Origin of the sequence: Cellulomonas sp. PhB143 (assembly GCF_003752595.1) — a bacterium.
In the GTDB taxonomy this organism is placed as follows: Bacteria; Actinomycetota; Actinomycetes; order Actinomycetales; family Cellulomonadaceae; genus Paraoerskovia.
The window spans coordinates 38615-54697 of record NZ_RKIJ01000015.1; the positions used below are offsets into that span (position 1 = coordinate 38615).

Genomic DNA, 16083 nt, shown 5'->3' on the forward strand with positions numbered 1-16083 from the left:
GCCAAGATCCTTCGACAGCGGATGTTTACGTAAACAGTTCACGTGAACATCCGGGTCGGAACGGGCCGGCCGAAGCCATGGAGGGCGGAGCACGATGACGACGACGTCCATCACCACCGGTCGCGGGCTCGCCGGCCAGCCCCCGCCACGGGGGGTGCGGACCCGGCGCACGCGTCGGTCCTGGACGGGCTGGAAGTTCGTCGGGCCGTTCATGGCGGTCTTCACGCTGGTGTTCCTCGCGCCGATCGCCTACTCGGTCTACCTCAGCCTGTTCCGCACCCAGCTCGTGGGCGGGACGACGTTCGTCGGGCTCGACAACTACGTCGCGGCCTTTCAGGACCCGCAGTTCTGGTCCGGCGTCGCGCGGGTCGGCCTCTTCCTGCTGATCCAGGTGCCGATCATGCTCGGGATCGCGCTGCTCGTGGCCCTCGCGATCGACTCCGGGCGGCTGTACGGCAAGAACTTCTTCCGCATCTCGATCTTCATGCCCTACGCGGTGCCGGGCGTGGTCGCGGCGCTGATGTGGGGGTTCATGTACGGGACGCGGTTCGGCCTCATCGGCAACATCAACGACGCGTTCGGCACGAGCATCCCCGACCCGATCACGTCGAGCTTCGTGCTCGCCGCGATCGGCAACATCGTCACGTGGGAGTTCGTCGGCTACAACATGCTGATCTTCTTCGCCGCGCTGCGCGTGGTGCCGCACTCGCTGTACGAGGCGGCCGAGATCGACGGCGCGGGCCAGTGGCGCATCATCACCGCCATCAAGATCCCCGCGATCCGCGGGGCGCTGGTCATCGCGACGATCTTCTCGATCATCGGCAGCTTCCAGCTCTTCAACGAGCCGAGCATCCTGCAGAGCCTGTCCCCGAACTACATCACGACGTACTTCACCCCGAACCTGTACGCCTACTCGCTGTCCTTCTCGGGCCAGCAGTACAACTACGCCGCCACCGTCGCGATCATCATGGGGCTCCTCACGATGCTGGTGGCGTACGTCGTGCAGCTGCGCGGTATGCGCAAGGAGGCATGAACCGATGAGCAGCGTGAGCAGCACCGGCCGGCTGAGCGGCGGCCGCCCGGGCAGCGCGGGCACCAGCAGCGGGACCGGCTCGACGACGTCGTCCGCCGCCCCCGCCACCGGACGACCGGCGGGCGGCGCCTCGCTCCTGCGGACCCGCCGGCCCCGCGCGTCGGTCACCCGCCCGAGGCGGAGCCTGACGCTGACGGTGCTCACCGGCGTCGTGCTCGTCTACAGCCTGGTCCCGCTGGCGTGGCTGGTGATCAACGCGTCCAAGACGCAGAAGGACCTGTTCAGCTCGTTCGGGCTGTGGTTCTCCGGCGACTTCGCCCTGGGGGACAACATCCGCCAGGCGCTGACGTACGACGACGGCATCTTCCTGCGCTGGTTCGCCAACACCGTGCTGTACGTGGTGGTCGGCGCCGGCGGTGCGACGTTCCTCGCGCTCATCGGCGGCTACGGGCTCGCGAAGTTCCGCTTCCCCGGCAAGCGCGGCGTCTTCGCGATCGTCATCGGGGCCGTCGCCGTGCCGGGGACCGCGCTCGCCGTGCCGACGTTCCTGATGTTCAGCCAGATGGGCATCACCGACACCCCGTGGTCGGTGATCATCCCGTCGCTGATCTCCCCGTTCGGCCTCTACCTGATGTGGACGTTCTCCGCCGAGGCCGTGCCGGACGAGCTGCTCGAGGCCGCGCGGATCGACGGCGCGGGGGAGGTGCGCACGTTCTTCCGCGTCAGCCTGCCGCTGCTGTCCCCGGGGATCGTGACCGTGCTGCTGTTCACCATGGTCGCGACCTGGAACAACTACTTCCTGCCGCTGATCATGCTGCGCGACCCGAAGTGGTACCCGCTCACGCTGGGGCTGAACGCCTGGAACTCCCAGTCCTCCACCGCGGGCGGCGAGGCGATCTTCAACCTCGTCATCACCGGCGCCCTGCTGACGATCCTGCCGCTCGTCATCGCCTTCCTCTTCCTCCAGCGCTACTGGCAGTCCGGCCTCGCGGCCGGCTCGGTCAAGGAGTGACCCGGCCCGTCCCGATGCAGCAAGTCCCCATGCAGTGAGTCCCGATGCAGTGAGTCCCGATGCCGTGAGTCTCGACGACGAAGTGAGAGGAACCATCATGAAGATCCGTCACCGCCGCACGCTGGTGCGGTCCGCAGCCCTGGCAGGAGCGCTGTCGCTCGCCCTGGCCGCATGCAGCTCGGGGTCCGACGACGGGGGCGGCGGCAGCGCCGTCTCGTCCGCCGACGCGGCCTCCGACATCCAGGCCGCGCTCGACAAGGGCGGGGAGATCACCGTCTGGGCGTGGGAGCCCACCCTGACCGACGTCGTCACCGACTTCGAGAAGAAGTATCCGAAGGTCAAGGTCGACCTCGCCAACGTGGGCACCGGCCAGGACCAGTACACGGCCCTGCAGAACGCGCTCGCCGCCGGAGACGGCATCCCCGACGTCGCGCAGATCGAGTACTTCGCCCAGTCGCAGTTCGCGATCGGCAAGTCCCTGGCCGACCTGAAGCAGATGGGCGCCGGAGACCTGGACGGCACGTTCTCGCCCGGGCCGTGGAACGCCGTCGACCAGGGCGGCATCGTCTCCGGCCTGCCGATGGACTCGGGGCCGATGGCGATGTTCTACAACGCGGACCTGTTCGCGAAGTACGACATCGACGTGCCGAAGACGTGGGACCAGTACTACGAAGCGGCCAAGAAGCTGCACGCCGCCGATCCGAAGGCCTACATCACCTCGGACAACGGCGACGCCGGGACGAGCACGAGCTTCATCTGGCAGGCCGGCGGCCACCCGTACTCCGTCGACGGCACCGACGTGAAGATCGACTTCTCGGACGAGGGCAGCACGAAGTACGCCACGCAGTGGCAGAAGATGATCGACGAGAAGCTGCTCTCCCCGGTCAACGGCTGGACGGACGAGTGGTTCCAGGGCATGAGCAACGGGACCATCGCCACCCTGGTGACCGGGGCGTGGATGCCGGCGAACCTCGAGTCCGGCGCCCCGGACGGCAAGGGCAAGTGGCGCGTCGCGCCGATGCCGCAGTACTCCGAGGGCGAGTCCGTCACGGCGGAGAGCGGCGGCAGCGCGCTGTCCGTGATGGAGGCGAGCAAGAACAAGGAGCTCGCCTACGCCTTCCTGAAGTACGCCACGGTCGACGAGGGCGTGCAGACCCGGCTCGACGGCGGCGCGTTCCCGGCGACGACGAAGGACCTCGACTCGAAGGAGTTCCTCGACAAGGAGTTCCCGTACTTCGGCGGGCAGAAGATCAACGAGGTCCTGTCGCAGGCGGCGAAGGACGTGGCCCCGGACTGGCAGTACCTGCCGTACCAGGTCTATGCCAACAGCATCTACAAGGACACGGTCGGCAAGGCCTACATCGACGGGTCGACGTCGCTCGCGGACGGCCTGAAGGCCTGGCAGGACGCGAGCGCGAAGTACGGCAACGAGCAGGGCTTCTCGGTGAACAAGTAGCGCCCTCGCGCAGCGGCGCCCGCGATCGCCCGGGCCGGCGGCAGTCTCCCGCCGCCGGCCCGGGTTCCCCACCCACGACGTAAGGCGGAGGCATGAGCACGTTCGAGATCGGCGAGGAGGACTTCCTCCTCGACGGTCGGCCGTTCCAGGTGATCAGCGGGGCGCTGCACTACTTCCGCGTCCACCCCGAGCACTGGGCGGACCGGATCCGCAAGGCGCGGCTCATGGGCCTGAACACGATCGAGACGTACGTGGCGTGGAACTTCCACGCGCCGCGGCCCGGGGTCTTCGAGACCGACGGGCGCCGCGACCTGGGCAGGTTCCTCGATCTCGTCGCGGCAGAGGGCCTGCACGCGATCGTGCGTCCCGGCCCGTACGTCTGCGCGGAGTGGGACGGCGGGGGCCTGCCCGCCTGGCTGCTCGCGGACCCGGCCGTCGGCGTCCGGCGCGACGAGCCCCGGTACCTGGCCGCCGTCGCGGACTACTACGCGGCGCTCCTGCCGATCGTCGCCGAGCGGCAGGTCGGCCGCGGCGGCCCGGTGGTCGCGGTCCAGGTCGAGAACGAGTACGGCGCGTACGGCGACGACCCCGGGTACCTGCGCGCCCTGGTGTGGATGGTCCGGGACGGGGGGATCGACGTCCCGCTCCTGACCTGCGACCAGGCGGACGATGCGATGCTCGCCCGCGGCGGCCTGCCCGAGCTGCACCGCACCGCGACCTTCGGCTCGCGCGCGGCCGAGCGGCTGGCGACCCTGCGCCGGCACCAGCCGACAGGTCCGCTGATGTGCGGGGAGTTCTGGAACGGCTGGTTCGACAGCTGGGGGCAGCACCACCACACCGCCCCGGTGGGGCTGAACGTCGACGACCTCGACGAGCTCCTCGCCTCCGGCGCGTCGGTGAACCTCTACCTGTTCCACGGCGGCACCAACTTCGGTCTGACCAACGGCGCGAACGACAAGGGCGTGTACGTGCCCGTGACGACGTCGTACGACTACGACGCCCCGCTCTCCGAGAGCGGCGACCCGACCGACAAGTACTTCGCGCTGCGGGAGGTGATCGCGCGGTACGCGCCGGTCCCGGACGAGCTGCCCGCGGCCCGCGTCCCGGCCCCCGAGCTGGATCTCGTCCTCGACCGCGCGCTCGCGTGGACCGACGCACGGGGCCTGCTCGGCGAGGGCTCCCGGCACGAGCACCTGCCGACCATGGACGAGGTGGGGGCGTGGTCGGGTCTGACCTCCTACCGGACCGAGGTCCTGCCCGACGACGTCGCGCTGGCCGTGGGCGAGGTCCGCGACCGGGCGCTCGCGCTCCTCGACGGCGCGCCGGTGGGCGTCCTCAGCCGGGCGGAGCACGCGACGACGCTGCCGCTGCCCGCGCGGGCCGGGACGCTGGAGCTGGTCGTCGAGGACCAGGGCCGGGTGGGCTACGGCCCCCGCATCGGCGAGCCCAAGGGGCTCGTCGGGCCGGCGCGCACGGCGACCCGCCGTCTGGACCGGTGGGACGTCACGCCCCTGGATCTCGCGGAGCTGCCCGGGGCCCTCGTCGAGCGGCTGCGCGGCCGGGACCGGGTCGAATCGATGCGGCCCGTGGCGGGGCCTGCGTTCCGGCTCGCGACGTTCGCCACCGAGCCCGGGCGCGACCACTTCCTCCGCCTCGACGGCTGGACGAAGGGGTTCGCCTGGATCAACGGGTTCCTCCTCGGCCGGTACTGGAGCGCCGGTCCGACCCGCACCCTCTACGTCCCCGGGCCGCTGCTGCGGGCGCGGGACAACGAGCTGACCATCCTCGAGCTGCACGGCGCAGCCACCGCGACGGCACGGTTCGTCGCCGGACCCGACCTCGGACACACGGAGCAGTGAGCATGACCGCGAGCACCACCCCCGCACCCACCTTCCAGCGCCTCGGCATGCCCGGCGCGCCACGCAGCGCGGACGACGTCGCGGCCCTCGGGTTCGGCGCGGACTACAACCCCGAGCAGTGGCCCCGCGAGGTGTGGGACGAGGACGTCGCGCTGATGCGCGAGGCCGGCGTCACGGTCGTCTCCCTCGCGATCTTCTCGTGGGCGCGCCTCCAGCCGGCGCCGGGGGAGTGGGACTTCGGGTGGCTCGACGAGGCCATGGACCTGCTGCACGCGAACGGCATCGGGGTGGACCTGGCGACCGCCACCGCCTCGCCGCCGCCGTGGCTGACGCGCCTGCACCCCGAGGTCCTGCCGGTGACGCGGACCGGCGAGACGCTCTGGCCGGGCGCGCGCCAGCAGTGGCGGCCCACCTCGCCCGTGTTCCGCCGGTACGCGCTCGAGCTCGTCGAGGCGATGGCGGGCCGTTACGCGGACCATCCGGCGCTCGTCGCCTGGCACGTCAACAACGAGCTGGGCTGCCACAACGTCTGGGACTACTCGGACGACGCCGCGGCCGCGTTCCGCACCTGGCTGAGCGAGCGGTACGGCTCCCTCGACGCGCTCAACGCCGCGTGGGGCACCGCGTTCTGGTCCCAGCGCTACGGCGACTGGGAGGAGATCCTGCCGCCGCGCCTGGCCGCCGCGCACCCGAACCCGACGCAGCAGCTCGACTTCAAGCGGTTCTCCTCGGACGCGCTGCGGGACCACCTGCGCGCCGAGCGCGCCGTCCTGCGCCGGCACGCGCCCACCGTGCCGGTGACGACGAACTTCATGGTCATGGCGCACACGACCGGCATGGACTACGCCGCGTGGGCCGGCGACGTCGACTTCGTCTCGAACGACCACTACGTGCACCCGGGCCCGCAGGGCCCGGACGAGCTGTCGTTCTCCGCCAACCTCACGAGCGGGATCGCGGGCGGCGAGCCCTGGTTCCTCATGGAGCACTCGACGAGCGCGGTCAACTGGCAGCCCGTCAACCGGCCCAAGCGTGCCGGCGAGCTGGCGCGCGACTCGCTCACGCACGTCGCGCACGGCGCCGACGCCGTCTGCTACTTCCAGTGGCGCCAGTCCGCCGCGGGCGCCGAGAAGTACCACTCGGCGATGGTCCCGCACGCCGGCGCGGACAGCGACGTCTTCCGGGCCGTGGTGGACCTCGGTCGCACGCTCGGCCGGCTCGCGCCGGTCGTCGGCGCGCGCCGGGAGCACGCCCGTGCCGCGATCCTGTTCGACTGGGACTCGTGGTGGGCGTCCGAGCTCGACTCGCACCCGAGCGACCGCCTGCGCTACCACCGCGAGGCGCTCGACTGGTACTCGGCGTTCCTCGCGCTCGGCGTGCGGGTCGACGTCGTCCCGGCGGCGAGCGACCTCGCCGGCTACGACGTCGTCGTCGCGCCCGTCCTGCACGTCGTCCCGGCGGACCTCGCCGCGCGGCTCGCGGCGTGGGTGGCCGACGGCGGTCACCTGGTGACCACCTACTTCTCCGGCATCGTCGACGAGCACGACCACGCGTGGCTGGGCGGCTACCCGGGCGCGTTCCGCGACCTGCTCGGGGTCCGCGTCCAGGAGATGGCGCCGCTGCTCGACGACGAGGCGCCCCGCCTCGACGACGGGCGGACCGTGGGCCTGTGGGCCGACCCGGTCGACGTCGTGGCCGGCGGCGTCGAGGTCCTGTCCGCGTACGCCGACGGCGAGCAGGCGGGCCGGCCCGCCGTGACGCGGCACGCCGTCGGGCACGGCTCGGCGACCTACGTGGGGACGCGCCTCGGCGCCGCGGGGCCGGACGGCGTGGCGGCGACGCTGCGCACGGTGCTCGACGGCGCAGGGGTCCGCAGCGAGCTGCCCGACCGTGCCCGCGGCGCGGTCGAGCTGACGGTGCGCACCCGCGGCGCGGCGACCTTCTGGTTCCTCGTGAACCGGACGGACGCGCCCGTCGACGTCGATCTCGCCGGCGAGGGCGTGCGGGCCGAGGCGCTGGTCGGCGAGGTGGCCGACGGCGTCGTGGCCCTGTCCGCGCGCGGCGTCGCCGTGCTCCGGGTCGCCCACTAGGGTCGTGGCGACCGGCGAGGAGGGAACCGTGGACCAGCTGGGTGGGTCGGGGACGGCCGGCGTGCAGGTGCGTCCCGCCGCAGGGGGCCGGCGCAAGGGCCCGGGGCCGTCGATGGCGGACGTCGCGGCGCTCGCGCAGGTCTCCTCGCAGACCGTCTCGCGGGTCGCCAACGGGCACCCGAGCGTCCGCGCCGACACCCGCGACCGCGTCCTCGCCGCGATGGAGACGCTCGGGTACGCGCCGAACACGGCGGCCCGCGCGCTGCGCTACGGCCGGTTCGGGACCATCGGGCTGATCGCCCACCGCCTCGCGCGCACCGGCGAGTCGCGCACGGTCGAGGGCGTGGTCGAGGCGGCGCGCGCGCTGGGGCTGACGGTGACCCTCGTGGACGTGCTGGCCCCGACGACCCACGACATGACGGAGGCCGTCGCGCAGCTCAACCACCAGTCGATCGACGGCCTCGTGATCATCCGCTCGGAGCTGTCCGCGACCGAGAACCTGCTGCTGCCCGCGCGGCTGCCCGTCGTCGTCTCCGACTCGCGGCTCCTCGGCAGCCGGCCGGCCGTCGGCACCGACCAGGGCCAGGGCTCGCGGCTCCTCGTCGAGCACCTGCTCGGGCTCGGGCACCGCACCGTGCACCACCTGGCCGGGCCCGCGGAGTCGGGGCCCGCGCAGGAGCGCCGCGACGTCTGGGCGCAGGTCCTGCGGGCCGCGGGCCGCCCCGTCCCGCCGCACGGCGAGGGCGACTGGACCGCGCAGGCCGGGTACGCGTGGGGCGCCGGGCTCGACCTGGACGACGTCACGGCCGTGTTCTGCGCCAACGACGAGATGGCCGCGGGCGTGGTGCGCGCGCTGCACGAGCGCGGCGTGCGCGTGCCGCAGGAGGTCTCGGTCGTCGGGTTCGACGACGTCGCGCTCGCCGGCTACCTGTGGCCGCCGCTGACCACGGTGCGCCAGGACTTCCAGAAGATCGGCGCGGAGCTCGTGCGCCTCCTCGCCGAGCAGATGGACAGCGGGCAGGACATGTCGGACGTGCACGTGACCGTGCCGGTCGAGCTCGTCACCCGCGAGAGCACCGCACCGCCGCGCACGGGCGCCCTGCGCTGAGGCCCCGCGCCGACGCCCCCAGAACCGCACCAGAGAGGTACCGCATGCCCGAGATCCACCACCTGCGCGCCGCCGGCACGAGCGTCGTCCTGGATGCGCGCGGCGACGCGACCCCCGTCGTCGTGCACTGGGGACGCGACCTCGGCGACCTGACCGCCCCCCAGCTCGCGGCGCTCGCGGACGCCCAGGTGCCGGCGGTCACGGCCAGCTCCGTCGACGTGCCGCTGCGCGCGAGGCTGGTCCCGCTGCCCGCCGACGGGTGGTCGGGGCGGCCGGGGCTGACCGGCTGGCGGCCGGGCGGCGGGCCCGGCGACGCGTCGGACGAGGCGCGCGCGGCCGCGCACCCGGGCCTGCGGCACGCCGGCACCACGTCCGACGGCGCGGCCCTGCGGACCGTCCTCGCCGACGACGCGGCCGGCCTGCGCGTGGTCGTCACCCTCGCCCTGGGCGCCTCCGGCGTCCTCGAGAGCCGCACCGCCGTGACCAACACCGGGACGTCGTCGTACGCCCTGACGAGCGTCGCCTCCACGCTCCCGCTGCCCGCGAGGGCCGGGGAGATCCTCGACCTGTCGGGGCACTGGTCGGGCGAGCGGCGCCCGCAACGGCTCCCGGTGCGCGACGGCGTGTGGTCGCGCGAGACGCGGCACGGCCGCCCCGGGCACGACGCACCGTTCGCGACGGTCGTCGGGACGCCGGGGTTCGGCTTCCGCGCGGGCGAGACCTGGGTGGTGCACCACGCGTGGAGCGGGGACAGCGCCGTGCGCGTCGAGCACCTGCCGAGCGGGCACACCGTCGTCGGCGCGGGCGAGATCTGGGGCCCTAGGGACGTACATCTCGCGCCGGGCGAGGCGTACGAGTCGCCGCGGACCCTTGCCGCGTGGTCGGGCGACGGCCTCGACGGGGCCTCCGAGCGCTTCCACGCCTGGGTGCGTGCCCGGCCCGGGCGTGCCCCGAAGCCCCGCCCCCTCACGCTGAACACGTGGGAGGCCGTGTACTTCGACCACGACCTCGTCCGCCTGCGCGACCTGGCCGACGCCGCAGCGCGCGTCGGCGTCGAACGGTTCGTCCTCGACGACGGCTGGTTCCGCGGGCGCCGCGACGACCGGCGGGGCCTCGGCGACTGGACGGTCGACGCGGGGGTGTGGCCCGACGGCTTGCACCCGCTGGTCGACCACGTGCGGGGGCTGGGCATGGACTTCGGCCTGTGGGTCGAGCCCGAGATGGTCAACGCCGACTCCGACCTCGCGCGGGCGCACCCGGACTGGGTGCTGCGCGGGGCCCCGGGCCGCGACCCGGTCGGGTGGCGCCACCAGCAGGTGCTCGACCTCGCCCGCCCGGACGCCTACGCGCACGTGCGCGACGCGCTGGTCGCGCTGCTCGAGGAGTACCCGGTCGAGTACCTCAAGTGGGACCAGAACCGGGACGTGCTCGACGCCGCCTCGCGCCCGCAGGTGCTCGCGACCCGGCGCCTGATGGACGAGCTGCAGGCCCGGTTCCCGGGCGTCGAGATCGAGTCGTGCTCCTCGGGCGGGGGCCGGGTCGACCTCGACGTGCTCGACCGCACGGCGCGGGTCTGGGCGTCGGACACCAACGACGCGCTCGAGCGCGAGCAGGTGCAGCGGTGGACGGGCCTGCTCGTGCCGCCGGAGCTCGTGGGCACGCACGTCGGCGACGCCCGCTCGCACACCACCGGCCGCACGCAGTCGCTCGGGCTGCGCCTGGTCACCGCGACGTTCGGGCACAGCGGCATCGAGTCGGACCTGACGCGGGTCGGGGAGCAGGAGCTGGCGGCGATCACGCGGTGGGCGGCGCTGGTGCGCGGGCTGCGCCCGCTCGTCGCGACGGGCCGCACCGTGCGCGCCGACCGGCCGGACGAGTCGTGCTGGGTGCACGGGCTCGTGGCGCCGGACGGTAGCGAGGCGGCGTTCGCCGTCGTCAGCCGGACCTCGACGCCCGACGCCGTGCCCCCGCCCGCGCGGCTGCCGGGCCTCGACCCGGCGCGCACCTACCGCGTCGAGCGGGTGGACCTCGCGGGCGAGCCCGTGATCGTCGGCGACGTGCCGCCGCCGTGGTGGGACGAGCGGGTCGTGACGCTGCCCGGCGGGCTGCTCGGGGAGGTCGGCCTGCCGCTGCCGGGCCTCGCGCCGGAGCAGGCGGTGCTGCTGCGCCTGAGGGTCGTCGCATGACCGGGGATCTCGACGAGCAGGCGGCCGACGACCGCGAGGCCGAGGTGCGGCGGCGGATGGCGGCGCACGAGCTCTACACCGACGCCGGCGTCGAGGCGCTCGCGGCGGAGCGCGTGCGCGCCAGGGAGCTGGCGTTCGACCTGCTGCACACGAGGCCCGGCGACACCGCGGCCCGGGAGCGCCTCCTGCGCGAGCTGCTCGGCGGTGTCGGCGAGGGCGTATGGGTCGAACCGCCGCTGCACGTCGCGTACGGCGCGAACGTCACGGTCGGCGACGACGTGTACGTCAACACCAACCTCACCCTCGTCGACGACGTCGGGGTCACCCTCGGTGACCGGGTGATGGTCGCGCCGAACGTGACGATCACGACGACCGGCCACCCCGTGCACCCGGACCTGCGTCGGGGCGGCGGGCAGTTCTCGGCCCCCGTGGTCGTCGAGGACGACGTGTGGCTCGGTGCCGGCGCGGTGCTCCTGCCGGGCGTGACCGTCGGGCGAGGGTCGGTGGTCGCAGCCGGGAGCGTCGTGACGGCGGACGTGCCGCCCGGCGTCGTCGTGGCCGGGGTGCCGGCGCGCGTGCTCCGGGTGGTCACCGACGCCGACCTCGAGTGGCGGTTCCGGCCGCCGGGCACGCTCTCGAGGCCCTAGCCCCCGGTCGTCGCGGCCGTGGATCACGGCGGCCGGAGGCGGTGCGGCGACAGGGAGGCGCTACCGTGCGTTCGATGGCGACGATGACGCGAGGCACGAACCTGCCTCAGATGGCCGGGTTCAACCAGTTCGCCGTGCTCGACGCCGTCCGCCGCAGCGACGGCTCCCGCACCCGCGCGGACCTCGCCCGCATCACGGGCCTCTCGGCCCAGACCGTCACGAACGCGACCCGCCGCCTGATCGAGGAGGGCCTCGTCGCCGAGCGCGAGCTGCAGCGGCGCTCCGGCTCCGGCCGGCCCGGGACGGCGCTCGCCGTCGTCCCCGACAGTCGGTACGCCGTGGGCGTGCACCTCGACCCGGCCGCGGTGGTCGTCGCCCTGATCGACCTGGCCGGCGACCTCGTGACCCAGCGCGCGGTCTCGACGCCGGAGTCCGAGCGCCCGGAGGCGGTGCTCGACGTCGTCGCGGACGAGATCGCGGCGATCGTCGAGGACGCGGGGGTGCGCCGCGACCGGCTCGTCGGGGTCGGCGTGGTCACCCCGGGACCGATCGACCGGGAGCGGGGCCTCGTGCTCGACCCGCCGCACCTGAAGATGTGGCACGACGTCCCGCTGCGCGACGAGGTCGCCCGGCGCACCGGCCTGCCGACCCTGCTCGACAAGGACGTCCTCGCCGTCGCCGCCGCGACCCTCTGGTTCCCCGACGGCGGGCACTCCGGCGACGCCGCCGTGGTGTACGCGGGGACGGGCGTCGCCGTCGGCGTGGTCAGCGGCGGCGAGGTGGTGCGCGGGGTCTCGGGCAACGCGGGGGAGGCGGGGCACCTGAGCATCGGCCGCGCGTCGGGGCCGTGCTCGTGCGGGCGCGACGGGTGCCTCGGCGGGGTGCTGAGCGCCGAGTCGCTCCTGGCGAACGCGACGGCGCGCGGCATCGGGCTCGCCGCCGCCTCGGCCGTCACCCCCGACCCGATCCTGCGGGCCGACGCCGCCGTCGACGAGCTGCGCGTCCGCGCCGAGCGGGGCGAGGCCGCGGTGCACGACTTCCTGGCGGACGCGGGCGACGCGCTCGGGTTCGCCGTGACCGGGGTGTGCGAGCTGCTCGACCTGGACACGATCGTCACCTCGGGGCCGGTGTGGGAGCGCCTCGGCCCGTGGCTGGAGCGCGGGCTGCAGGGCGCGGTGGACCGGTTCCGGCTGCCGGGGCGGCATCCCGTGCGGGTCGTGCCGTCGGTCGGCGGGGTGCACGCGGCCGCGATCGGGGCCGCGTGCCTCGCGCTGGACGAGGCGTTCACGCCCCGCGCGGCAGGCCTCCTCCTCGGCTCCTGACCCAGACCCCGGCCCGCCGGACCTGGGCGACGTCGTCGGGCCTTGCAATTAGTTCCGCGAAATGATGAACTTGCGCCGCCGCACGGACGCGGCGACCAGAGCAAAGGAGCATCTGATGCGTATTCGGAGAGCAGCGGCCGTCGGCGCCGTGGCGGCGCTCGCCCTGACGACCGCCGCCTGCGGGTCGTCGGACGACGGCGACGCGGCCCAGGACTCGGGCCCGCGCACGATCACCATCGCCTACCAGAAGACCTCGGCGTTCCACCAGCTCGACGACCTGCTGCAGAAGGTCAAGCCCGAGTTCGAGAAGGCGAACCCCGACGTCACGGTCAAGCTCGCGCCCATCGAGGCCGAGGCGGACCAGTACTACACGAAGCTCGCCCTGATGAACGGCTCCAAGGACACGGCCCCGGACGTGATCTACGAGGACACGTTCCAGGTCATGTCCGACGCCGCCGCCGGCTACCTCCTGCCGATCGACGACTACACCGCGAAGTGGGACGACTGGTCGCAGTTCGAGGACGCCGCGAAGAACGCCGGCCTCGGCGTCGACGGCAAGACCTACGGCGTCTCGATGGGCACCGACACCCGCGGGATCTTCTACAACAAGGACCTGTTCAAGAAGGCGGGCCTGCCCACGGACTGGCAGCCCACCACGTGGCAGGAGATCATCGACGCCGCCCAGACGATCAAGGACAAGCTCCCGGACGTCACGCCGATGAACATCTACGCGGGCAAGGCCGGCAGCGAGCAGACCACCATGCAGGGCCTCGAGATGCTGTACTACGGCAGCCGCGACGGCGCCGACCTGTACAACACGGACCAGAAGAAGTGGGTCACCGGCGACCAGGGGATGACGGACTCCCTCGACTTCTACAAGACCGTGTACGACGGCGGGCTGGCACCCTCCCTGGACCAGGCGCTCGACGCGAACATCGGCACCAAGGTGTTCTCCGAGCTGCTGCCCCAGGGCAAGCTCGCGATCGACATCGACGGCTCCTGGATGCCCGGCGGCTGGATCTCCGGGGAGAACGCGTGGCCGGAGTGGGAGAAGACGCTCGGTTTCGCGAAGATGCCGACCAAGGACGGCTCCGGCGACGGGTTCACCTCGATGTCGGGCGGCTGGCTGCTGTCGGTCGGTGCGCAGACCAAGAGCCCGCAGACGGCGTTCGACTTCGTCGCGATGGCCACGAACAAGGACAGCTCGCTCGAGTACGACACGACGAACAGCCAGATCGCGGTCCGCAAGGACGTCGCGGAGGACCCGAAGTACCTGAGCTACAACCCGTCGTTCGAGTTCTTCTCGAGCCTCGTGCCGTACACGCACTTCCGCCCGGCCACCCCGGACTACTCGCAGATCTCCTCCGTGATCCAGACGGAGGTCGAGGCGGTCGCCAGCGGCCAGAAGTCGCCTGAGGACGCCGCGAAGTCGTACGACGAGGGCCTGCAGAAGATCGTCGGCAAGAACAACACGGTCGCCGCGGGCTGAGCATGTCCACGCAGACACTCGCGCCGGGCACCGACGGGGGCCGGGACACCACGTCCCGGCCCCGGTCGGGGGGCCTGCGGGCGCTGACCCGCTCGGTCCCCCTCGTGCCGGCGATCCTCCTGCTCGCCGTCTTCCTCCTCGGCCCGATCCTCTGGTCCCTGTACGGGTCCATGACCAACACCGCCCTGACGGGGTACCGCGCCGCGGACCCCCAGTTCGTCGGGCTCGACAACTACACGTCCCTCTTCGCCGACGCGGACTTCTGGGCGTCGGTGTGGATCACGGTCGTGTTCACCCTCGCCTCGGCCGTGGTGGGGCAGAACGTCCTCGGCATGGGCCTGGCCGTCCTGCAGCGCATGGCGCCGAAGGCGCTCGGCTCGGCGATCGGTGCGCTCGTCGTCGTCGCGTGGGTGATGCCGGAGATCGTGGCCGCGTTCGCGCTGTACGCGTTCTTCTCCACCGACGGGACGCTCAACTCGGTGCTCGGCGTCGTCGGCCTCGGCGACACGACGTGGCTCATCACGGTCCCGCTGCTCGCGGTCATCCTCGCCAACGTCTGGCGCGGCACCGCGTTCTCGATGCTGGTCTACCGGGCCGCGCTGTCCGAGGTGCCGACCGAGATCGAGGAGGCCGCGCAGATCGACGGCGCCAACCGGCGCCAGACGTTCTTCCGCGTGACGCTGCCGATGATCCGGCGGTCCATCTCGACCAACCTCATGCTGACGACGCTGCAGACCCTCGCGGTGTTCACCATCATCTGGGTGATGACCGGCGGCGGTCCCGGCACCAAGAGCTCGACGCTCCCGGTGCTCGCGTACCAGGAGGCGTTCAAGTACTCCCAGGTGGGCTACGGGACCGCGATCGCGACCGTCACCATCCTCGTCGGCGCCGTGTTCTCGATCGTGTACATCAAGGTGCTCAAGCCGGAGGTGGACTGATGACCGCCACGACCGTCCCGACGTCGTCGGGCACCCCGGGGACCCGGGGAGGGCGCGCCGGCAGGGCGCCGCGCGGCGGCCGCGTCATGACCGTCGCGTCGCCGCGCCGCTCGAGCAGCCGGCTCATCGCCTCGGCGATCCTCGTGCTCGTCGGCGTCGCGTTCCTGGTGCCCCTGGCCTGGATCCTGCTGTCGTCGGTGAACCCGTCCGCGACCGTGTCCGTGAGCGTCCCGTCGAGCCTGACGACGGAGAACTTCGCGGCGGTGTGGAACCTCGACCAGACCTTCAGGCCCCTGTGGAACTCGGCGGTGATCTCGTTCGGCACCGCCTTCCTCACCGTGATCGTCGGGGTCGTCGCCGCCTACCCGCTCTCGCGGTACCGCATGCGGTTCCAGCGCGGGTTCATGTACACGATCCTGTTCGCGACGTGCCTGCCGATCACCGCGATCATGGTGCCCGTCTACACGCTGTTCGTGAAGCTGCAGCTGCTCGACTCGACGACCGGCGTCATCTTCTTCATGGCCGCGACCTCGCTGCCCATGGCGATCTGGATGCTGAAGAACTTCATGGACTCCGTGCCGATCTCCCTCGAGGAGGCGGCCTGGGTGGACGGCGCCGGCTCGATGCGCGCGCTGCGCACGATCGTCCTGCCGCTCATGCGGCCCGGGATCGCCGTCGTGCTGATCTTCGTGTTCACGGGGGCCTGGGGGAACTTCTTCGTCCCGTTCATCCTCATGACCTCGGCGGAGCACCAGCCCGCCGCCGTCGCGATCTACAACTTCTTCGGGACCTACGGGAGCGTCGCCTACGGCAAGCTCGCGGCCTTCTCGATCCTCTACTCGGTGCCCGTGCTCGTCCTCTACCTGGTGACGCAGCGCCTCTCGGGCGGGTCCAACGCCCTCGCCGGCGGCATCAAGGGCTGACCGCCGGACCTGCGCACCGACCA

Annotated in this window: 12 protein-coding genes; all 12 read left to right on the forward strand. The window is 72.6% G+C overall.

Features of this window, described 5'->3' with window-relative positions; all coding sequences use genetic code 11:
- Positions 1-94 precede the first annotated feature (94 nt).
- Positions 95-1033, forward strand: coding sequence for a carbohydrate ABC transporter permease (locus tag EDF32_RS12935; RefSeq protein WP_123308978.1), 939 nt, complete (start codon positions 95-97; stop codon positions 1031-1033).
- Between the two features lie 4 nt (positions 1034-1037).
- Entirely contained in the window at positions 1038-2045 is a 1008-nt protein-coding gene (locus tag EDF32_RS12940) for a carbohydrate ABC transporter permease (RefSeq protein ID WP_123308979.1), read from the forward strand.
- 97 nt (positions 2046-2142) lie between these two features.
- Positions 2143-3501: a sugar ABC transporter substrate-binding protein gene (locus EDF32_RS12945; RefSeq protein ID WP_123308980.1), complete on the forward strand. Its 1359-nt coding sequence runs from the start codon at positions 2143-2145 to the stop codon at positions 3499-3501.
- A 92-nt stretch (positions 3502-3593) separates the two neighbouring features.
- Positions 3594-5360, forward strand: coding sequence for a beta-galactosidase family protein (locus EDF32_RS12950; protein WP_123308981.1), 1767 nt, complete (start codon positions 3594-3596; stop codon positions 5358-5360).
- Positions 5361-5407: 47 nt separating this feature from the next.
- Positions 5408-7447 (forward strand): beta-galactosidase, encoded by a 2040-nt coding sequence (locus EDF32_RS12955; RefSeq protein WP_123309042.1) that lies wholly within the window; start codon positions 5408-5410, stop codon positions 7445-7447.
- 28 nt (positions 7448-7475) lie between these two features.
- On the forward strand, positions 7476-8555 hold the full coding sequence (locus EDF32_RS12960) for a LacI family DNA-binding transcriptional regulator (RefSeq protein WP_233565906.1): 1080 nt from the start codon (positions 7476-7478) through the stop codon (positions 8553-8555).
- Positions 8556-8599: 44 nt separating this feature from the next.
- Positions 8600-10741 carry an alpha-galactosidase gene (locus tag EDF32_RS12965; RefSeq protein ID WP_123308982.1) on the forward strand — a complete coding sequence of 714 codons (2142 nt, stop codon included), beginning with the start codon at positions 8600-8602 and terminating at the stop codon, positions 10739-10741.
- Positions 10738-11388 carry a sugar O-acetyltransferase gene (locus EDF32_RS12970; RefSeq protein ID WP_123308983.1) on the forward strand — a complete coding sequence of 217 codons (651 nt, stop codon included), beginning with the start codon at positions 10738-10740 and terminating at the stop codon, positions 11386-11388. Before EDF32_RS12965 ends, EDF32_RS12970 begins: the two co-directional genes overlap by 4 nt.
- Positions 11389-11462: 74 nt before the next feature.
- Positions 11463-12710: an ROK family transcriptional regulator gene (locus EDF32_RS12975; RefSeq protein WP_123308984.1), complete on the forward strand. Its 1248-nt coding sequence runs from the start codon at positions 11463-11465 to the stop codon at positions 12708-12710.
- A 115-nt stretch (positions 12711-12825) separates the two neighbouring features.
- Positions 12826-14199: an extracellular solute-binding protein gene (locus EDF32_RS12980; RefSeq protein WP_233565907.1), complete on the forward strand. Its 1374-nt coding sequence runs from the start codon at positions 12826-12828 to the stop codon at positions 14197-14199.
- A gap of 2 nt (positions 14200-14201) precedes the next feature.
- Positions 14202-15137 (forward strand): carbohydrate ABC transporter permease, encoded by a 936-nt coding sequence (locus EDF32_RS12985; protein ID WP_123308986.1) that lies wholly within the window; start codon positions 14202-14204, stop codon positions 15135-15137.
- On the forward strand, positions 15137-16060 hold the full coding sequence (locus tag EDF32_RS12990; protein ID WP_370449989.1) for a carbohydrate ABC transporter permease: 924 nt from the start codon (positions 15137-15139) through the stop codon (positions 16058-16060). The genes EDF32_RS12985 and EDF32_RS12990 overlap by 1 nt, the downstream gene beginning before the upstream one ends.
- Positions 16061-16083 lie beyond the last annotated feature (23 nt).